Annotated in this window: 13 protein-coding genes and 1 pseudogene; 2 read left to right on the forward strand and 12 right to left on the reverse strand. The window is 73.0% G+C overall.

Annotation, left to right across the window (positions count from 1 at the left end):
• Positions 1 to 88: 88 nt before the first annotated feature.
• From serA to ACF1A5_RS21450, 6 genes are all read right to left on the reverse strand, one after another.
• Complete coding sequence (serA, locus tag ACF1A5_RS21425; protein ID WP_392194432.1) at positions 89 to 1,678, reverse strand: phosphoglycerate dehydrogenase; 1,590 nt, start codon at positions 1,676 to 1,678, stop codon at positions 89 to 91.
• A 280-nt stretch (positions 1,679 to 1,958) separates the two neighbouring features.
• On the reverse strand, positions 1,959 to 2,957 hold the full coding sequence (gene ilvC, locus ACF1A5_RS21430) for a ketol-acid reductoisomerase (protein ID WP_392194433.1): 999 nt from the start codon (positions 2,955 to 2,957) through the stop codon (positions 1,959 to 1,961).
• A gap of 117 nt (positions 2,958 to 3,074) precedes the next feature.
• Positions 3,075 to 3,599: an acetolactate synthase small subunit gene (gene ilvN, locus ACF1A5_RS21435; RefSeq protein ID WP_392194434.1), complete on the reverse strand. Its 525-nt coding sequence runs from the start codon at positions 3,597 to 3,599 to the stop codon at positions 3,075 to 3,077.
• A 33-nt stretch (positions 3,600 to 3,632) separates the two neighbouring features.
• A complete protein-coding gene (locus ACF1A5_RS21440; RefSeq protein WP_392194435.1) occupies positions 3,633 to 5,483 on the reverse strand; it encodes an acetolactate synthase large subunit in 1,851 nt (616 codons plus the stop codon).
• 243 nt (positions 5,484 to 5,726) lie between these two features.
• Entirely contained in the window at positions 5,727 to 9,110 is a 3,384-nt protein-coding gene (locus ACF1A5_RS21445) for an EAL domain-containing protein (protein WP_392194436.1), read from the reverse strand.
• Positions 9,111 to 9,491: 381 nt separating this feature from the next.
• The gene (locus ACF1A5_RS21450) at positions 9,492 to 10,442 is read right to left on the reverse strand and encodes a 2-hydroxyacid dehydrogenase (protein WP_392194437.1); all 951 of its coding nucleotides are present in this window, start codon (positions 10,440 to 10,442) and stop codon (positions 9,492 to 9,494) included.
• A 78-nt stretch (positions 10,443 to 10,520) separates the two neighbouring features.
• Between ACF1A5_RS21450 and ACF1A5_RS21455 the strand changes: the two genes are divergently transcribed.
• Together ACF1A5_RS21455 and ACF1A5_RS21460 are read left to right on the forward strand one after the other, a co-directional pair.
• Complete coding sequence (locus ACF1A5_RS21455; RefSeq protein WP_392194438.1) at positions 10,521 to 11,519, forward strand: aldo/keto reductase; 999 nt, start codon at positions 10,521 to 10,523, stop codon at positions 11,517 to 11,519.
• Positions 11,520 to 11,771: 252 nt separating this feature from the next.
• Complete coding sequence (locus ACF1A5_RS21460) at positions 11,772 to 12,941, forward strand: PQQ-dependent sugar dehydrogenase (RefSeq protein ID WP_392194439.1); 1,170 nt, start codon at positions 11,772 to 11,774, stop codon at positions 12,939 to 12,941.
• Between the two features lie 35 nt (positions 12,942 to 12,976).
• On the opposite strand, the gene ACF1A5_RS21465 is transcribed toward ACF1A5_RS21460, so the two are convergent.
• From ACF1A5_RS21465 to ACF1A5_RS21490, 6 genes and pseudogenes are all read right to left on the reverse strand, one after another.
• Entirely contained in the window at positions 12,977 to 13,168 is a 192-nt protein-coding gene (locus tag ACF1A5_RS21465; RefSeq protein ID WP_392194440.1) for a DUF6191 domain-containing protein, read from the reverse strand.
• 38 nt (positions 13,169 to 13,206) lie between these two features.
• A complete protein-coding gene (locus ACF1A5_RS21470; RefSeq protein WP_392194503.1) occupies positions 13,207 to 16,290 on the reverse strand; it encodes an AAA family ATPase in 3,084 nt (1,027 codons plus the stop codon).
• 182 nt (positions 16,291 to 16,472) lie between these two features.
• Complete coding sequence (locus tag ACF1A5_RS21475; protein WP_392194441.1) at positions 16,473 to 16,658, reverse strand: hypothetical protein; 186 nt, start codon at positions 16,656 to 16,658, stop codon at positions 16,473 to 16,475.
• Between the two features lie 235 nt (positions 16,659 to 16,893).
• Complete coding sequence (locus ACF1A5_RS21480; protein WP_392194442.1) at positions 16,894 to 17,553, reverse strand: hypothetical protein; 660 nt, start codon at positions 17,551 to 17,553, stop codon at positions 16,894 to 16,896.
• A gap of 93 nt (positions 17,554 to 17,646) precedes the next feature.
• A pseudogene (locus ACF1A5_RS21485) lies at positions 17,647 to 18,199 on the reverse strand (GNAT family N-acetyltransferase).
• Entirely contained in the window at positions 18,177 to 20,405 is a 2,229-nt protein-coding gene (locus ACF1A5_RS21490) for an MMPL family transporter (protein WP_392194443.1), read from the reverse strand. Before ACF1A5_RS21490 ends, ACF1A5_RS21485 begins: the two are co-directional and overlap by 23 nt.
• Positions 20,406 to 20,646: the final 241 nt, after the last annotated feature.

Raw genomic sequence — 20,646 nt, forward strand, 5'->3', positions numbered from 1 at the left:
CGAACACACTCGCACCGGGAGCCGCGGCACGCGAAAGCGCCGGGCGGGCTGGATCACCAGCCCGCCCGGCGCTTTCGCAACGGTTGCCTCAGACCAGGTTCACCGCGCGGGCGAAGGTCGCGCCGATCTCCTCGGCGACCTCGGTCAGCACTCCGGCCGGCACCGTGTCGTCCACGGTGAGCACCGCCAGCGCCTCGCCGCCCGCCGCCGCGCGGGCGACCTGCATCCCGGCGATGTTGACGCCCGCCTCGCCGATGATGCGGCCGACGGTGCCGACGACACCCGGACGGTCCTCGTAGCGCAGGACGACCATGTGCTCGGCGAGGGCGAGGTCGACGTCGTAGTCGCCGACCGCGACGATCTTCTGGACGTGCTTGGGACCGGCCAGGGTGCCGGAGACCGACACCTCCTCGCCGCCCGCCAGGGTGCCGCGCACGGTGACCACGTTGCGGTGGTCCGCCGACTCGGAGCTGGTGGTCAGGCGCACCTCCACACCCCGCTCCTGGGCGAACAGCGGCGCGTTGACGTACGACACGGTCTCGTCGACGACGTCCTCGAAGACACCCTTGAGCGCGGAGAGCTCCAGCACCTTCACGTCGTGCTGGGTGATCTCGCCGTAGACCTCGACGTCGAGGCGCACCGCGACCTCGCCCGCGAGGGCGGTGAAGATCCGGCCGAGGCGCTCGGCGAGCGGCAGACCCGGCTTGACGTCCTCGGCGATGACACCGCCCTGCACGTTCACCGCGTCCGGCACGAGCTCACCGGCGAGGGCGAGGCGGACCGACCGGGCGACCGCGATGCCGGCCTTCTCCTGCGCCTCGTCCGTGGAGGCGCCGAGGTGCGGGGTGGCGACGACCTGGTCGAACTCGAACAGCGGCGAGTCGGTGCACGGCTCCTTGGCGTACACGTCCAGGCCGGCGCCTGCGACGCGGCCCTCCTTGAGCGCCGAGTACAGCGCCTCCTCGTCGACGATGCCGCCGCGCGCCGCGTTGACCACGCGCACGCTCGGCTTGACCTTGCGCAGCGCCTCCTCGCCGATCAGGCCGAGGGTCTCGGGGGTCTTGGGCAGGTGGACGGTGATGAAGTCGGAGACCTCCAGCAGCTCGTCCAGGGTCAGCACCTTGACGCCCATCTGCGCGGCCCGCGCGGGCTGCACGTAGGGGTCGTAGGCGACGACCTTCATGCCGAAGGCGGACATCCGCTGGGCGACCAGGGCACCGATGCGGCCGAGGCCGACGACGCCGAGGGTCTTCTCGGCCAGCTCGACGCCCGTGTACTTGCTGCGCTTCCACTCGCCGTTCTTCAGCGCGGCGTTGGCCTGCGGGATGTTGCGGGCCGTGGCGAGGATCAGACCGCAGGCCAGCTCGGCGGCGGTCACGATGTTGGAGGTCGGGGCGTTGACGACCATCACGCCGGCCTTGGTGGCGGCGGAGACGTCGACGTTGTCCAGGCCGACTCCGGCTCGCGCGACGACCTTGAGCCTGCGCGCGGCGGCGATCGCCTCGGCGTCGACCTTGGTGGCGGAGCGGATCAGGATCGCGTCCACCTCGGCGATGGCGGGGAGCAGTTCGGCTCGGTCCGCGCCGTTGCAGTGCCGGATCTCGAAGTCCGGGCCGAGTGCGTCGACGGTCGCGGGCGACAGCTCTTCAGCGATGAGTACGACAGGTTTCGAGCTCACGTGAGTCCTCACAAGTCCAAAGCATGCGGACGGCCGTCCCGACGGCCGCAGGCGGAGGAGGGGCTACCGCGTAAGAGACGCACGACGCTGTGGGCCTGACGCGTTTGTTAGTGCAGCAGTGTAGTGGCGCGGGATGCGCCGCATTACGCCACCGCGGAAGGATCACCCGTCCGTGGCTGGACGGGGTGGACAACGCCGCGCGTTCCCTGTGACCACCGACGTTACCCCGGGTTCGGCGAAAGGGCCGGAGCGGCTCGCTCCGGCCCCTCGGCCGGGAGGCCTACGCCTCCTCGTTCACCCAGCTCATGAGCTTGCGCAGCTCCTTGCCGGTGGTCTCCAGCAGGTGCTCGGAGTCCTGCTGCTTGTACTCGTTGTACTTCTTCAGACCGCCGTGGTACTCGTCCATCCAGTTGCGGGCGAAGGTGCCGTCCTGGATCTCGGCGAGGACCTTCTTCATCTCGGCCTTGGTGGCGTCGGTGATGATGCGCGGGCCGGTGACGTAGTCGCCCCACTCGGCGGTCTCGGAGATCGACCAGCGCATCTTCTCCAGACCGCCCTCGTACATGAGGTCGACGATCAGCTTCAGCTCGTGCAGGCACTCGAAGTAGGCGATCTCCGGCTGGTAGCCGGCCTCGGTCAGCGTCTCGAAGCCCGCCTTGACCAGCGCGGCCGTGCCACCGCAGAGGACGGCCTGCTCGCCGAACAGGTCGGTCTCGGTCTCCTCGGTGAAGGTGGTCTTGATGACGCCGGCGCGGGTGCCGCCGATGCCCTTGGCGTAGGAGAGGGCGAGCGCGAAGGCGTTGCCGGTGGCGTCCTGCTCGACGGCGGCGATGCAGGGGACGCCGCGGCCCTCCTCGTACTGGCGGCGCACCAGGTGGCCCGGGCCCTTCGGGGCGACCATGCAGACGTCGACGCCGGCCGGGGGCTTGATGAAGCCGAAGCGGATGTTGAAGCCGTGCCCGAAGAACAGCGCGTCGCCGTCGTTCAGGTTCGCGGCGATGGACTCCTCGTAGACCTGGGCCTGGATCGGGTCCGGGACCAGGATCATGATGACGTCGGCCTCGGCGGCGGCCTCGGCGGGCGTCACCACGCGCAGGCCCTGCTCCTCGGCCTTGGCCTTCGACTTGGAGCCCTCGGGCAGACCGACCCGCACGTCGACACCCGAGTCGCGCAGCGACAGGGCGTGGGCGTGGCCCTGGCTGCCGTAGCCGATGACCGCGACCTTGCGGCCCTGGATGATGGACAGGTCGGCGTCAGCGTCGTAGAACAGCTCGGCCACTTTGGGTTCTCTCCTTGGTGTGCAGGTGTGCTCCCACCGTATGACGGTGGGGGGAAGGGAAGTCTGGGGGTCTCGGCATCCGGGCGGCGGGATTTTCCCGGCCGCCCGGACACGTCGTTACGCCGAACGGTCGAGCGCGCGCAGCGACCGGTCCGTGATCGAGCGGGCGCCGCGACCGATCGCGATGGTGCCGGACTGGACCAGCTCCTTGATGCCGAACGGTTCCAGCATCTTGAGCATCGCCGACAGCTTCTCGCCGGACCCGGTGGCCTCGATCGTCACGGCCTCCGGGGAGACGTCGACGGTCTTGGCGCGGAACAGCTGGACGATCTCCACGATCTGGGAGCGCGTCTCGTTGTCGGCGCGCACCTTCACCAGGACGAGTTCGCGCTGGACGGCCTGTGTCGGCTCCAGCTCGACGATCTTCAGCACGTTGACGAGCTTGTTGAGCTGCTTGGTCACCTGCTCCAGCGGCAGGTCCTCCACGCCCACCACGATGGTGATGCGGGAGATGTCGGGGTGCTCGGTGACGCCGACCGCGAGCGAGTCGATGTTGAAGCCGCGCCGGGAGAACAGGGCGGCGATCCGGGCGAGGATGCCCGGCGTGTTCTCCACCAGGACGGAGAGCGTGTGCTTGGACATGTCTGGTTGCTCTTCCTCTTCGCTCTTCCCGGCTCAGTCGTCTTCGTTGTCGCCGAAGTCGGGGCGGACGTCCCGGGCGGCCATGATCTCGTCGTTGGAGGTGCCGGCCGCGACCATCGGCCAGACCATCGCGTCCTCGTGGACGATGAAGTCGACGACGACGGGGCGGTCGTTGATCGCGTTCGCCTCCTCGATGACCTTGTCGAGGTCGTCGGGGGACTCGCAGCGGATCGCGTGGCAGCCCATGGCCTCCGACAGCTTCACGAAGTCGGGGACCCGGGTGCCGGCGCTCGGGCCCTTGGGCTCGGCGCCCGGCCCGGAGTGCAGCACCGTGTTGGAGTACCGCTGGTTGTAGAAGAGGGTCTGCCACTGGCGGACCATCCCGAGGGCGCCGTTGTTGATGATGGCGACCTTGATCGGGATGTTGTTCAGCGCGCAGGTGGTGAGTTCCTGGTTGGTCATCTGGAAGCAGCCGTCGCCGTCGATCGCCCAGACGGCGCGCTCCGGGCGGCCGGCCTTGGCGCCCATGGCGGCCGGGACCGCGTAGCCCATGGTTCCGGCGCCGCCGGAGTTCAGCCAGGTGGCGGGCTTCTCGTACTGGATGAAGTGCGCGGACCACATCTGGTGCTGGCCGACGCCCGCCGCGAAGATCGTGCCCTCGGGGGCGAGCTGCCCGATCCGCTCGATGACCTGCTGCGGGGAGAGCGAGCCGTCCGCGGGCTGGTCGTAGCCGAGCGGGTAGGTCTCGCGCCAGCGCCCGAGGTCGTTCCACCAGGCGGTGTAGTCGCCCCGGTGGCCCTCGGCGTGCTCCTTCTGGACGGCCTGGATCAGGTCGGCGATGACCTCGCGGGCGTCGCCGACGATCGGCACGTCGGCGGCGCGGTTCTTGCCGATCTCGGCCGGGTCGACGTCGGCGTGGACGATCTTGGCGAACGGGGCGAAGCTGTCCAGCTTGCCCGTGACGCGGTCGTCGAAGCGGGCTCCGAGGGCGACGATCAGGTCGGCCTTCTGCAGCGCGGTGACGGCGGTGACCGAACCGTGCATGCCCGGCATTCCCACGTGCAGCGGGTGGCTGTCGGGGAATGCGCCGAGCGCCATCAGGGTGGTGGTGACGGGCGCTCCGGTGAGTTCCGCGAGGACCTTGAGCTCGGCGGTGGCGCGGGCCTTGAGGACGCCGCCGCCGACGTAGAGGACGGGTCGCTTCGCGGAGGTGATGAGCTTGGCCGCCTCGCGGATCTGCTTGGCGTGCGGCTTGGTGACGGGCCGGTAGCCCGGCAGGTCCATCACCGGCGGCCAGGAGAAGGTGGTCCTCGCCTGGAGGGCGTCCTTGGCGATGTCGACCAGGACCGGGCCGGGGCGGCCGGTGGAGGCGATGTGGAACGCCTGCGCGATGATCCGCGGGATGTCCTCGGCCTTGGTGACCAGGAAGTTGTGCTTGGTGATCGGCATGGTGATGCCGACGATGTCCGCCTCCTGGAAGGCGTCCGTGCCGATCGCCTTGGAGGCGACCTGGCCGGTGATCGCGACCAGCGGCACGGAGTCCATGTGGGCGTCGGCGATCGGGGTGACCAGGTTGGTGGCGCCGGGGCCGGAAGTCGCCATGCAGACGCCGACCTTGCCGGTGGCCTGCGCGTAGCCGGTGGCCGCGTGACCGGCGCCCTGCTCGTGCCGGACCAGGACGTGGCGCACCCGGGTGGAGTCCATCAGCGGGTCGTACGCGGGAAGGATCGCACCGCCGGGAATGCCGAATACCGTGTCGGCGCCGACCTCCTCGAGAGAGCGGATGAGGGACTGCGCACCCGTGACGTGCTCGGGAGCGGACTGTTGTCCTCCGGATCGGGGCCGCGGCTGCGGGTGATGGGCCCCGGTGGCCTGCTCGGTCATCGTCATTCTCTTCTCGATGCTGAGGGTTTTTGCGAGGTGTGAGCGGATTTCGGCTGCTGCACGAGGGGTGCCTGTGCAACAAAAAACCCCTCGTGCCGCAAGGCAAGCGAGGGGAGCGCGCCGGTGAGGTCGCTGGGGATTCCGGATCGTCCTCCGGTGGGTCCCAGCTCAGCCGACGCGCTGTCCAAGTACGAGAATTCGGGTGCGCATGGCACTGACCCTCCCCCCGGCACGCACCCGGTGTCAAGTGGGTGGGACGGGCGTCTCATTATGTGAGCGAAGGGCCGTCCCGCCTCCGAAGACGGCCGCCACTCCACCGGAGTACAGCGCCGTGACACCGCCGGCGAACGCCGGTTCGACCGGGCCGTGCGGCACGGCAAAGTGGCCGGAGGTCAGCGCCCGGCGCAGCCGGTACTCGTCCAGCGGACCGGAGAACGCCGTGCCCTGCCCGTGGGTGCAGCCCATCGCGCGCAGCGCGACGACCTGCTCCGGCAGGTCCACGCCATCGGCCACGGACTGGAGTCCGAGGTCGATGGCGATGCGCAGCAGCCCACTGGTGATCTTGTGCATACGGGCGGACTCGACCACGCCCTCGACCAGGCCGCGGTCGAGTTTCAGGACGTCCACGGGCAGGCGCCTGAGGGCCGGGACGGCCGCGTAACCGCCACCGAAGCCGTCCAGCGCGATCCGGACGCCGAGCCGTCTCAGGGCGCTCAGCCGTCGCTCCAGCTCGTCCAGCGAGACCCGCGGGTCGATGTCGGACAGCTCGATCACCAGCGCCCCGGACGGCAGCCCGTGCCGGGTCAGCAGCGCCTCCACGGAGCCGGGCGGCAGCCTGCGGTCCAGCAGCCGGCGGGCGCCCATCCGGACCACCACGGGCACGGACAGGCCGCTCGCGGCACGCTCGGCGGCCTGCTCGACCGCCTCCTCCAGCACCCACCGTCCCAGTTCGGCGGTCTTGTCGCTGTCCTCGGCCACCCGCAGGAACTCGGCGGGGGTGAAGAGCACCCCCTGCGAGGAGCGCCAGCGCGCCTGGACGGCCACGGAGGTGATCCGGCCGTTCTCCAGGCACACCACCGGCTGGTGGAGCAGGGCGAACTCGCCGTCGTGCAGGGCGGCCCGCAGACGCGTGGCCAGCTCCGCCTTGCGCACGACGTCCTGCTGCATCTGCGGCTTGTAGAGCTCGACGCGGCCCTTGCCCGCCGCCTTCGCCCGGTACATCGCGAGGTCGGCGTTGCGGAGCAGTTCCCCGGCGCCGAGGCCCGGCTCCGCGAAGGCCACGCCGATGGACGCGGCGACCCGGACATCGTTGCCGTCGATGAGGTACGGCTGGGACAGCGTCACCCTGAGGCGGTCGGCGAGCTCCAGGATGTGCCCTTCGCGGGCGGTGCGGTCGCGGGTGCCGTCCCCCACGATCAGGGCCGCGAACTCGTCGCCGCCGAGCCGGGAGGCGGTGTCCCCGTGGCGGACCGCCTCCTGGAGTCTGCGGGCGGCCTGGACGAGGAGTTCGTCCCCGGCCTGGTGGCCGATGGTGTCGTTGACGGCCTTGAAGCCGTCGAGGTCGATGAAGAGCACCGCCGTGCCGTGGTCGGTGGAGCGCCGGCCGGACAGCGCCTGCTGCACGCGCCGGGTGAACAGCGCGCGGTTGGGCAGGTCGGTGAGCGGGTCGTGCTCCGCGTTGTGCTGGAGCTGCGCCTGCAGGCGCACCCGTTCGGTCACGTCCCGGCTGTTGAAGATCAGGCCGCCGTGGTGGCGGTTGATGGTCGACTCGACGTTGAGCCATCCGCCGCCGCCGGAGCGGAAGCGGCACTCGATGCGGGTCGTGGGTTCGTCCTGCGGGCTGGCGGCGAGGAAACGGCGCACCTCGTGCACCACGCAGCCGAGGTCCTCGGGGTGGATGAGGCCGGCCAGTTCCCTGCCCACCAGCTCCTCCGCGGACCGTCCGTAGACCCCGGCGGCGGCCGGGGAGACGTACCGGAGGACGCCGTCGGGCGCCGCGATCATGATGACGTCGCTGGACCCCTGCACCAGGGAGCGGAAGTGGTTCTCCTTCTGGGCCAGTTCCTGGGTGAGGGTGATGTTGTCGAGCAGCATGATGCCCTGGCGCACCACGAGGGCCAGCACCACGGCGCCCGCGGTGATCAGCACCACGCGGTCGACGCTGTGCCCGTTGAGCACGTTGTACAGGACGCCCAGGGTGCAGACGGCGGCCGCGAGGTACGGCGCGAGCGCGGCGAGCGAGCCAGTCAGGGGCCGGCCGGCCTGGTACCGCTCGTGGTCGGCGCCCGGCGCGGGCGGCGGGACGTGGGAGCTGGGGGCGCTCCGGCGCGGTCCGGGCACATGTGCGTGCGCCACGCGCGCATGCCGGTCCGCCGGGCGCGGGAGCCCGTCGACGTGGCGCGGGAATCCTTCTGCTTGGCGTGGGAGCCCTTCGGCTTGGCCTGGGAGCCCGTCGGCCGCCCGCGCGTGGCCGTCCGTCCGGCGGTGGTCCGCCTCGCCGTGGTCCGTGCCGGGGTGGTCGGTGCCGGCGTGGTCGGTGCCGGCGTGGTCGGTGCCGGGGTGGTCGATGCCGGGGTGGCCCGTCTCGCGGCGGTCCGTGGCGTGGTGACCCGCCCCGCGGTGGCCCGTTTCGCGGCGGTCCGTGGCGTGGTGACCCGCCCCGCGGTGGCCCGCCTCGGGACGGCCCACGCCGCGGCCGGCCGCCGCCTCGGGGCGGTCGGCGGCCGGTCCGCCCACGTCCCGCCGGTCCGCGTCCGAGCGGTCCGCGTCGGGACGGTTCGGGTCGGGGCGGGGGGCGGCCCAGGGGGCGTACGCCAGGAGCAGGGACCCGGCGAACCAGCCCGCGTCGAGCAACTGGCCGGAGTGGTAGTTGTTGTGCAGCAGCGGCGAGGTGAACAGGGCGTCGCACATGACGGTCAGGGCGAGTGCGCCGATCGCCGTGTTCACGGCGGTGCGGTTGACGGCCGAGCGCCGGAAGTGCAGCGCGAGCACCATGCTCACCAGGGCGATGTCCATCAGCGGGTACGCCAGCGAGAGCGCGGTGTGCGCCACGCTCGGCCCGTCGAACTTGGCCGCCTGGGCGAGCGCGAGGCTCCAGGACAGCGTGAGCAGCGAGCCGCCGATCAGCCAGGCGTCCAGCGCGAGGCAGACCCAGCCCGCCTTGTTGGCGGGCCGCTTGGCGAGCACCAGCAGGCCGACGATCGCGGGCGGCGCGAAGCACAGGAAGAACAGGTCGGCGTAACTGGGGCTGGGCACCGGCTCGTCCAGGACGACCTCGTACCACCCCCAGACCAGGTTGCCCAGGGAGGCCATCGCCGAGGAGAGGGCGAACAGCAGCCAGGCGGGCCGGAAGCGGACCCGCGGGCCGCGGGCGTAGACCGCGCACGACACGGCGGCGGTGCCGGCCGCGGCACTCAGCCCGAAGTCACCCATGATCAGCGCCACTTCGTCCGAGCCCCAGCCGAGCGCGGAACCGACGGCGTATCCCGCGCAGACCAGGGCCAGGACGAGCTGGGGGAACAGGCCGCCCGCGCCGCGCGGGAGCAGCGGGCGGGGCAGGGAGATGCGCGGCGCGAGCCGCGGCCGCGAGGCTCCGCGGAGCGGGGCCGAGGCGGGCGGCGGGCTCACCGGGCCCTCCCGGTCCGCGCCGCCGGGTCCCGCGGATCCCGCGGATCCCGGTGCGCCGGGTGCGCGTGCCTCCTGCGCCCGTTGTGCCTGCGGTGGTGATGGCTGCCGGGGTGGCCGCGTCTGCTCGCTGCGGTGCGCCAGGGCCGCCGCCGGCGGCTCCGCCGCGTCGGATCGTTCGTCCATAGGCCGTGCATCGCCCGTCGCCCCCCTCGCAGTCTCACATGTCCATCCCCGGCGCCGAGCGGTGCGCGGCGCAGCCCCTGTCGGGACGATACACCAGGTTCGTCACTCAGGGACATAGTTCCTCTACGCTCCGTGACGACCAGCGGGGATGTGGGTACGCACCGCGTCCAGGAGATTGCGGACGGTACCCGAAGCGGATTACACGCCTGCCGCTCCCGTCGTCAGGATCACGTTGGCGAGCGGCTCGTGGTTCACAAAGCGGCGCAGCTGGTTGACGAGCAGACGTTCGGCCCGCGGCAGGAAGGCGGACGTGGGGCCGCCGACGTGCGGGGTGATGAGCACACCCGGCGCGTGCCACAGGGGGTGGCCCGGCGGCAGCGGCTCGGGGTCGGTCACGTCGAGGGCGGCGGTGATCCGGCCGCTCTCCAGCTCCGCCAGCAGCGCCTTCGTGTCGACGACGGGACCTCGGGCGACGTTCACGAGCAGAGCACCGTCCTTCATCCGGGCGAGGAAGTCCGCTCCCGCCAGGCCGCGCGTGGCGTCGGTCAGGGGCGTGGACAGGATGACGACATCGGCGTCCGGGAGCAGGGAGGGCAGATCGGTGAGCGGGTGCACCGGACCGCGCGCCGTGGTGCGCGCGGAGCGCGCCACGCGCGCCACCCGCGCGAGCTCGAACGGCGCGAGCCGGTCCTCGATGGCGGCGCCGATGGAGCCGTACCCCACGATGAGGACGTTCTTGTCGGCCAGCGCCGGACGGAAGCCTCCCCGCCACTCCCCCCGGTCCTGGGCCCGGACGAAGTCGGGGATGCCGCGCAGCGAGGCGAGGACCAGGGCGAGGGTCAGTTCGGCCGTGCTCGCCTCGTGCACCCCGCGCGCGTTGCACAGCCGCACGCCGGGCCGCAGGTGCCTGAGCCCCGGCTCCACGTGGTCGGTGCCGGCGGACAGCGTCTGCACGACCCGCACCGCGCTCATCCGGGGCAGCGGGCGCACACCGACGCCGCCGGGCCTCATGTACGGCACGACGTAGAAGACGCAGTCGGCGGGGTCCGCGGGGAACTCCTCGGCGCCGTCCCAGAAGCGGTAGGCGAGCCCCTCGGGGAGGCCCTCGATCTCGTCCGGCGGTATGGGCAGCCACACGTCAGCAGTCATGGTCCCGAGGCTATGTGAGGGGCGTCAGATCGCAGAGGTTAGGTTGGTTGATCCCAGGACAGGGAGGGTTACGGCCAGGTGGAGCGCAGGACGATCGGCGCGGCGGCGCTCGCGGTGGGGGCCGTCGGACTCGGGTGCATGCCGATGAGCTGGGCGTACAGCGCGTCGCGGCAGCGGGGCGAGGAGTCGCTCAGGGCGGTGCACCGGGCACTGGACCTGGGCTCGACGCTGCTGGACACGGCCGACATGTACGGCCCGTTCACCAACGAGCTGCTGCTGGGACGGGCGTTGAAGGAGCGGCGCGCGGAAGCGTTCGTGTCGACCAAGGCCGGGCTGCTGGTGGGCGAGCAGCACATCGTGGCCAACGGGCGCCCCGGCTATGTGCGGCGCGCCTGCGACGCCTCGCTGCGGCGGCTGCAGACGGACGTCATCGACCTGTACCAGCTGCACCGCGCCGACCCCGAGGTGCCGGTGGAGGAGACCTGGGGGGCGATGGCGGAGCTCGTACGGGCCGGGAAAGTACGGGCGCTGGGCCTGTGCGCCGTGGGGGCGCGCAGGGGGCGGCGGCCCGGGGCGCGGCTGCACGACGGAACGATTCGGCAGCTGGAGCGGGTGCAGCAGGTCTTCCCGGTGAGCGCGGTGCAGGCCGAGCTGTCGGTGTGGTCGCCGGAGGCCCTGGACGGCCTGCTGCCGTGGTGCGAGGCGCGCGGGGTCGGCTTCCTCGCCGCGATGCCGCTGGGCAGCGGCTTCCTCACCGGCACGCTCACCCCCGGCGAGGGCTTCGAACGGGACGACGTGCGTGCCCGTCACCCCCGTTTCACCGCCGAGATGATGGCCGCCAACCAGCCGATCGTCGCGGGCCTGCGCCGGGTGGCCGGTCGGCACGGCGCGGATGTCACACCGGCGCAGGTGGCGCTGGCCTGGGTGCTGGCCCAGGGCCGCCACGTCGTCGCGCTGCCGGGCACCAAGCGGGAACGCTGGGTGACGGACAACGCCGGGGCGGCGGGGCTGCGCCTGACCGCACGGGACCTGGCCGAGGTGGAGCAACTGCCTGCGGCGCAGGGGTCCTGGGACTGACAGGCGGCCCGGTCCCGGCGGTGTGCCCGGTCGGTCCCGGCGGTGTGCCCGGTCGGTCCCGGCGGTCCCTGCGGGGTGCCCGGCGGCCCCGGGGGGGCCCGGCGGTCCCGGGGGGCCCGGCGGGGTGCCCGGTCCCGGCGACCGGGCCGGGCGCGGCGGACTGCCCCGGCCCGGAGCGTCGGATTGCGGTGAACCGGGAACCTGGGAGGCGTGGGCGGAGTAAGACAGGAGGACCCGCCGCGTCGAAGGGACATGAAAGTGCGACGTCGAGCTGTGACGGCCACCCTGGCCGCCGGTGCGCTCCTGTGGACGGCCGGCTGCTCCGGCCACGGGGGCGGCCCGTCGGGCGCCGGCACCGAGGCGCCGAGCCGTACGGCCGCGACGGCCTCGCCCTCCGGGCCGGCGGCCGGGGAGACCGCACCGCCGGCCAAGGGCTCGGTGAAGGTGCTGCGCACGGTCACGGAGGGCCTCGACACCCCCTGGGGCCTGGCGCCGCTGCCCGGCGGCGGCCTGCTCGTCTCTTCCCGCGACCGGGCGACGATCACCCGGGTCGACGAGAGGACCGGGCGAAAGACCGAGCTCGGCACGGTGTCCGGGGTGGCCCCGGAGGGCGAGGGCGGCCTGCTCGGCATCGCCCTCTCCCCCGACTTCGCCTCCGACCACATGATCTACGCGTACTTCACCTCGGCCTCGGACAACCGCATCGTGCGCGTGCTGTACGACGAGAAGAAGCCCGCCGGTGAGCAGCTCGGCGCGCCGGACACGGTCTTCAAGGGCATCCCCAAGGGCCTCATCCACAACGGCGGCCGGATCGCCTTCGGCCCGGACAGGATGCTGTACGCGGGCACCGGCGAGACCGGCGACCGCGGCCTGGCCCAGGACACCGGATCACTGGGCGGCAAGATCCTGCGGATGACGCCGGAGGGCGAACCGGCCCCCGGCGACCCGTTCCCGGGGTCCCCGGTGTACTCCTACGGCCACCGCAATGTGCAGGGACTCGCCTGGGACGACGAACAGCGCCTGTTCGCCTCGGAGTTCGGCCAGGACACCTGGGACGAGGTGAACGCGATCAAACCGGGCGGCAACTACGGCTGGCCGGACGCCGAGGGCAGGTCCGGCAATCCCAAGTACGTGAATCCGGTGACGCAGTGGCACACGGACGATGCGTCCCCGAGCGGTACCGCGTACGCCGCGGGTTCCCTCTGGGTGGCCGCGCTGAAGGGGGAGCGACTGTGGCGCGTCCCGCTGCGGGGCACACGGGCTTCGGCGCCCCCTCAGGCCTTCCTGAAGGGCGAGTACGGCCGGCTGCGCACGGTGGCCGCGGCGGGCGGGGACAGGCTGTGGCTGGTCACCAGCAACACCGACGGCCGGGGCACCCCGAAGAAGGGCGACGACCGCATTCTGGAGCTCCGGGTGACCTAGCTGTTCGGACCAGCCCGGTCCGCGGCGCCCGGTGCTCACTCCTCGCCGGTGTCCTCCCGGGCCGGCGGCGGGGGATGCCGGACGACGACCTTCCCGGACGCGAGGTCGATCGGCCCCCGCCCCGGGTCGCCGTCCCCGACGTCCTCCCGGGTCAGCTCCAGCCGGTTCTGCTCGTCCCGGGTGTGCTTGCGGCCGGGCGTGAACAGTTCCTCGAAGACATTGAACACGGCACCTCCCCCTTGCCGGTTTCCCTCCAGCGTACGACTCAGCCCTGCGCCGGGGCGGTGAGCGCATCGGCGGGGAACAGGCCCAGCCGGTGCGCCACCGCCGCCGCCTCGCCGCGCCCGGAGACGCCGAGCTTGCCCAGGATGTTCGACACGTGGACGCTGGCCGTCTTCGGGGAGATGAACAGCTCCTCGGCTATCTGGCGGTTGGTGCGCCCGGCGGACACCAGGCGCAGTACGTCACGCTCCCGGCTGGTGAGGCCGAGGGACCCGGCGGGGTCTGCCTCGGCGGTCGCCCGGCGCGGGCCGCGGGTCAGGGTGAGGCGGGCGCGCTGGGCGAGCAAAGCGACGGAGTCGGCGAGGGGGCGGGCGCCGAGGTGCCCGGCGACGGCGTGGGCCAGCCGCAGCAGTTCGGTGGCGCGCTCCCGCTCGCCGTCCTCTCCGGCCGCGAGCAGGGCCTCGGCCAGCCGGTGGCGCACCCGGGCCAGGTCGTAGGGGCGCTCCAGGGACTCGAAGGCCTCGACGAGACCGGCCCAGTCCTCGGCGCTGTCACGGCCCTCGGCGCGCAGCAGCTCGGCGTGCACCCAGCGCTCGTAGGCCTGCCAGACGGGCACGTTGGTGGCCAGCGCCCTGGCGGCCCCCCGGATGCGGTCGAGGATCTCGGCGCGTCCCGGGGCGGCCGCGGGCAGGGCGGCGGCGCGGGTCTCCACCGTGGCGGCGGTGAGCAGCAGCGGCCAGCAGTACCGCTGGGTGCCGGGCGGGAAGCCGGTTTCCAGGACCTGTTCGAGCTGGGCGCGGGCGTCCAGCAGGCGGCCCTCGCCGGCGGCGACCGCGAGCGCGATGCGGGCCAGCGGCAGCGCGTGCTGGGGGGCGTAGTCGTGGGAGCCGAAGTGGTGGCGGGCGGCGGTCAGTTGGCGGGCCGCCTCGTCCAGTTCGCCCCGGGCGAGGGCGAGTTCGGCGCGGATCCGGGCGCGGAAACCGCGCGGCTTGGCGCTCTGCCCGACGCGCCCCGAGCGGGTCGCGGCCTCGGCGGCCTCGTCCCAGCGGCCCAGGGTGAACAGGGACTCGGCGAGGTTGCCCCACACCCAGGCCTCGGTGTCCAGTTGCCGGAAGCGCCGGGCGAACGCGATCCCCTCCTCCATGAGGGGCACGGCCTCACGGGAGCGTCCGACGGACTCCAGCTCAGACGGCAGGTTCACGTAGCAGCGGCCCGCCACACCGGGGATCCCGTCCTCGACCGTGCGCCGTTTGACCTCGTACATCTCGGCGAGTCCGGCCTCGACGTCCCCGGCGTCGACCCTGAGGTTGTTCAGGGTGAGGCGGGCGTTCATCTCGATCTCGCGGGCGCCGACCATGCGCGCGTACTCCACGGCCCGTTCGGCGGAGGTGAAGGCCTCGGGGCCCGGCGCGTGGACCATGGACCAGTTGGCGACGTGGGCCAGCACCTCGGCGTGCACCTCCGACGGCGGCAGCCCTCGCACCAACTCCTGTGCGGTGGCCAGTTCCTGCCAGCCGTCGCCGTGGGCCTTGGACTGCACCAGCCGGGAGCGCTGGATCCAGAACCAGGCGGCGCGCAGGGGGTCGCGCTCGTCCTCCAGGAGGCGCAGCGCCCGCTTGGTGATCTTCATGGCGAGGTCGCGCTCGCCACTGAGGCGGCCCGCGACGACGGCCTCCGCCATCAGGTCGAGGTAGCGCAGGGGGGCGGTGGCCGGGTCGGGGCCGCCGGGGGTGCCCGCACGCCCCTCGGGCGGTGAGGGCCGGTAGGCCTCGGCGTAGTCGGCCGGGCGCAGCCGTGCCCGTACGTCCTCGGGGGCGGCTTCCCACAGCTCCATCGCCCGCTCCAGGAGCCGCAGTTGCTCGCTGTAGGCGTGCCGGGCGCGGGCCGCGACGGAGGCGTCGAGGACGGCGGGCAGGGCCTTGGCCGGGTCGTGGGCGTGGTACCAGTAGCTGGCCAGCCGCATGACCCGTTCGCCGGCGGGGACGAGGGCCGGGTCGGCCTCCAGTGCCTCGGCGTAGCGGCGGTTGAGGCGGGAGCGCTCGCCGGGCAGCAGGTCGTCGCTGACCGCCTCGCGCACCAGGGAGTGCCGGAACCGGTAGCCGTCGCCGGTGGGGGCGGCGAGGAGGATGTTGGCGTTCACGGCGGCCCGCAGCGCCTCGATCAGGTCGTCCTCGGCGAGCCGGGCCACGGCGGCGAGCAGCCGGTACTCGACGGTGGAGCCGCCCTCGGCGGCGATCCGGGCGACCCGCTGGGCGGGCTCGGGCAGCGCCTCCACCCGGACCAGGAGCAGGTCGCGCAGGGACTCGCTGAGGCAGGCGCGGCCCTCGTGGGCGGCGACGGCGAGTTCCTCGACGAAGAAGGCGTTGCCGTCGGAGCGCTCGAAGATCTCGTCGACCTGGACGGGGTCCGGCTCGGTGGCGATGATGCCGGCGATCTGGCGGCCCACCTCCTGCCGGTTGAAGCGGGCGAGTTCGAGGCGGCGGACGGTGCGCAGCCGGTCCAGCTCGGCGAGCAGCGGGCGCAGCGGATGGCGGCGGTGGATGTCGTCGGAGCGGTAGGTGGCCAGGACGACGAGGCGGCCGGTGCGCAGGGTGCGGAAGAGGTAGGACAGCAGGTGCCGGGTGGAGGCGTCGGCCCAGTGCAGGTCCTCCAGGACGACGACGACCGTGCGGTCGCCGGCCACGCGCTCCAGCAGCCGCCCGGTGAGCTCGAAGAGGCGGGCCATGCCCTCCTCGTCGTGCCGGCCCGCTCCGCGGGCGGTGGTGGCCTCGGCGAGTTCGGGCAGCAGCCGGGCCAGTTCCTCCTCCTGGCCGGCGGCGGCCGCGGCCAGTTCGCCGGGCAGCTCGCGGCGCAGGGCGCGCAGGGCGGTGGAGAAGGGGGCGAACGGCAGTCCGTCGGCGCCGATCTCCACACAGCCGCCGAGCGCGACGACGGCGCCGCGGCGGCAGGCAGCGGTGGCGAACTCCTCGGTCAGGCGCGTCTTGCCCACGCCTGCCTCGCCGCCGACCAGCAGGGCCTGCGGCTCCCCCGCGTCGGCGCGGGCGAGCGCGTCGTGCAGCGTCTCCAACTCGTCGCCGCGACCGACGAACACCGAACTGACGGACCTGGTCTCCACAGCCCCGAGCATCGCACGCGGGTCCGACACCGCGGCACCGCTTTTCGACCGCCCGCCCTCCGCCGCACCCCCACCCACCGCTCTCCCACCGGCACCGGCACCAGCACCCCGACCGGGACCGGCTGCTCCCTGCCGCCGGCCGGTCCCGGGCGAAAAGCCCCCGCCCGGAGGGGCGGGGCTTTCCGGCGGGGCGGTCATGCGGCGCGGGTGAAGCGGTGGCGGCGGGAGCGTCCGGTATGGGATTCCGCCTCCGAGGTCTCCGGGCCGGCCGGGCGGCGCGCGGTGCGGCCGCCACGGAGCGCCGCCCGGACCAGGCGCTCGTGCTCGGCCCGGCGGCGCAGGTCGGCGGAACGCAGCTGGTGAAGCTCGTAGTCGAACATGAGGACTCCCTGGTGAGAGGTGGTTTCCGGTGCCGCTTTCCGCGACTCCTCCACCTTCGTCTCCCAGGGGGCCGGCCACATCGGGAGAGTTCCGCATCTTGCGCGGCGCTCGGGGCCTTAGACGGGCGAGTGGCGTGCGTAAGACATGCGCGGGGGGCCTCAGGGCGGCCGTGAGGTGTCCACGGCGGCCCTAAGGCCCCCCCGCCCGCCCGGGGCGGGATGCCCGGGCGGTGAGTCAGGTCGTCGGCAGGCCGAGCAGGACGCCGGTGTACTTCAGGACCGCCAGCAGCAGCCCGAGGACGCCCAGTGCGACGCCCGCCCAGGCGACCGACTTGATCCAGACGGCCTGCGGCCTGCCCGGGGCGCCGAACGCGGGCCGGGCGAGGACCACGACGCCGACGATCAGCGCGAGGAGCGCGAACAGCCCGCCCCACAGCGCGGTGGCCTGCCAGGAGTCGCCGTACACCGCCTTGATCTGCTTGGCCACGGTCGCCGAGGAGGCCGTCCGCAGCTGGCCGATGAGCTGTGCCCGCGCCCCGGCAACGGTGCCGAGCCAGCTCCCGGTCAGCGAGACGAGGCCCAGCGCGGCGGCGACGACGGCGCCGGCGCCCTGGCCGACCCCGGAGGGACCGCTCGCCTCGGTCCCGGCGCCTTCCTCGGCTTCAGCGACGGCGGCGGTCCCGGACCGCTCGGCGGCGGCCGCCGCGCCGGCGTCACCGACGCCCGCGCGGGTGCCCTGGACGGTGCCCTTCTCGTCGGTCCCCGTCGTTTCCTCAGCCTGGCCCGGCGCGGTGGCGTCGGGTCGGTCGGACTTGGTCACGTTCACCGTCTCCTGGTCGTTCTTCGCCTCGGCCCCGTTGGCGGCTCCGGCCTCGTCTGCAGTCTTGGTTCCCATGCCTCGCACCGTACGGACGCTGTCTGAGAGGTCTCTTAACGGTCGTCGGGGTCCCTTGCCCATCACGGTGAGCGGCGCGCGCCGTCCGGCGCGTCAGTGCGCACGCGTGCGTGCGGCACGCCACTCGGGGGCCGGCACCGCCCAGATCTCGGTGTCCTGGCGTGTGCCCCGGTAGGGGTAGCTCTCGCGGAGCACACCCTCCCGGGTCAGCCCCAGCCGCCGCGCCACGCCGATGCTCGGTTCGTTGGCCGACGACACGTACCACTCCACACGGTGCATGCCGCGCTCGTCAAACGCCCAGTCGATCAGCACCCCCGCGCCGCGGGTGACCAGCCCGCGCCCGGTCCCGGCCGGCAGCCGATCCCGCAGTCGCCGGTGGCGGCGTCGAAGACGCGGAACAGCAGCCCGCCGACCAGTTTCCCGTCCAGCCACAGCCGTGCAGGAAGCCGCTGTCGGCGGCGCGCTTGTCGGCGTACGCCTGGAGGACCGCGCGGGCGGAGTCCACGTCCGTGGCGTTCGCGCCGAACGGGATGTGCCGGGTGATGAAGTCCCGTCCCCGGTCGAGGTGCGCCAGGAACTCCTCGGCGTGCCAGGGTTCCAGCGGCCTCAGCTCGGCCCCGTCGTCACCCAGGGATGTCGCGTACATCGCGCTGCCGCTCCTTCGCCGGTTCGCCGTCGAGGTCCGTGAGCCTCTCGTGGGCGGCGCGGCACTCGGGCGGCTCGACGCTGATCCGGGGCAGGACGCGGTCCAGCCGGCGCGGCAGCCACCAGTTGGCGTCGCCGAGCAGGTGCATCAGCGCGGGCACCAGCAGGGTGCGCAGCACGAAGGCGTCGAGGGCGACGGCGGAGGCCAGCGCGATGCCGAACATGGCGATCACCCGGTCGCCGCTGAGCACGAAGGCGAGGAAGACGGAGATCATGATGACTGCGGCCGAGTTGATCACCCGGCTGGTCTCGGCGAGGCCCACGCGGACGGCGCGCCGGTTGTCGCCGGTCTCCAGCCACTCCTCGTACATCCGGCTGACCAGGAAGACCTGGTAGTCCATGGAGAGCCCGAAGAGGACGGAGACCATGATCACGGGGAGGAACGGCTCGATCGGGCCGGCGCGGCCGAGGCCGAGCAGTTCGCTGCCCCAGCCCCACTGGAAGACCGCGACGACGACCCCGAAGGCGGCGGCGACGGCGGCGACGTTCATCACGGCGGCCTTCAGGGGGATGCCCAGCGACCGGAACGCGAGCAGCAGCAGGACGCAGCCGAGGCCGACGACCACGCCGACGAACAGCGGCAGCCGGCCCACGATGATCCCGGCGAAGTCGTCGTACCCGGCGGTGACGCCGCCGACGTACACGTCGAGCGAGGTGCCGGTCTCGGCCCGCGGCAGCACCTCGGTGCGCAGCCGGTCGACGAGGTCGCTGGTGCGCTGCGACTGGGGCGCGGAGTCGGGGACGACGGTCAGGTAGGCGGTGCCGCCGCCGGTGTTGTAGGTCACCGGGGTCACCGCGGCGACGCCCTCGGTGGAGCGCAGGGTGGCGTCGAGGTTGTCCAGGGCGAGCCGGTCCTCGGCGCCCTCCACCCGGGTGACCAGGGTGAGCGGGCCGTTGACGCCGGGGCCGAAGCCCTCGGCGACGAGGTCGTAGGCCCGGCGTGTGGTCGTCGACGCCGGGTCGTTGCCCTGGTCCGAGCTGCCGAGGCGGAGGGAGAGCGTGGGCAGGGCGAGCACGGTGACGACGGCCAGGGCGAGCGCGCCGAGCAGTTTGGGGTGGCGCTCGACGAAGGCGGACCAGCGTGCGGCGAACCCGGTGGGCAGTTCGGGCTGGGGCCCGTGCTCGGCCAGCCGACGCCGCTCCCGCCGGCTCAGGGCCCGCGGTCCGATCCAGGACAGCAGGGCGGGCAGCAGGGTCACCGAGGCCGCGACGGTGAGCAGGACGGTCACCGAGGCGGCGACCGCGACCCCGTTGAGGAAGCCGAGCCGCAGGATCAGCATCCCCAGCAGGGCGATGCACACGGTGGCACCCGCGAAGACGACGGCGCGGCCCGTGGTGGCGACGGAGTTCGTGGCCGCCTCGGTGGTGCTCAGTCCGCGTTTCAGTCCGCGCCGGTGCCGGGTGACGATGAACAGCGCGTAGTCGATGCCGACGCCGAGCCCGACCAGCAGGCCGAGCATGGGCGCGAAGTCGGCCACGGTCATGGCGTGGCCGAGGAGTCCGACGGCCGCGTAGGCGGTGCCGACGCCGACCAGCGCGGTGGCGATCGGCACCAGGGAGGCGGCGAGCGAGCCGAAGGCGAGGAAGAGCACCGCGGCGGCCACGACGACGCCGACGGCCTCGGCCAGGTGCCCGCCGGAGGACTCCGTCAGGCCGACGGCGGTGCCGCCGAGCTCCACCTGGAGCCCGTCGGTCCGGGCGGACCCGGCGGCCTCGACCACGGCCTGCGCCTCGGTCCGGGTGACCTCCCGGGCCGGATGGCGGAAGGTGACGGTCGCGTACGCGGTGTGCCCGTCGGCGCTGATCCGGTCCGCGCCCTGTGCCGTGTACGGGCCGGCCACGGAGGCGACCGGGGGCAGGGCCGCGATCCGGTCCAGGGTGCGGGACATCGTCTGCTCGACGTCCGGGTCGCGCACGGTGCCGGGCGAGGTCTGCCAGACGACGGTGTCGCCGTCCCCGCCGAGACCGGGGAAGCCCTCCTGCAGCAACCGGCTCGCACGGCCCGACTCGGTGCCGGGGACCTCGTAGTCGTTCGAGTACGCCGACCCGGCGGCAGTGGCGGCCCCGGTGGCCCCGGCGAAGGCGAGGAGCCACAGCAGGACGACGAGGAGGCGGTGCCGGACACACCAGCGCGCGAGGGCTGCCACGGACGTGCTCCCGAGGGGACTATGTGTGGATCTTTGACCGGGAACATTCGTCGATGAACGGAACCGCCCGCAAAGAACGCATGAGCAAAGTAATGACACTCTTGCAGGCCCAAATGATCCTTTATGACGATCGTGGGCTGATTCACATGAGTGGGACCCAATTCACAGGACGACCCGGAGCGGACCGCCGGGTCGGGGCCGCGCGGCCAAAAGGGTCAAAGCCTTCACGATCGATAACTTC

The organism is Streptomyces sp. NPDC014864, assembly GCF_043081525.1.
Classification (GTDB): domain Bacteria; phylum Actinomycetota; class Actinomycetes; order Streptomycetales; family Streptomycetaceae; genus Streptomyces.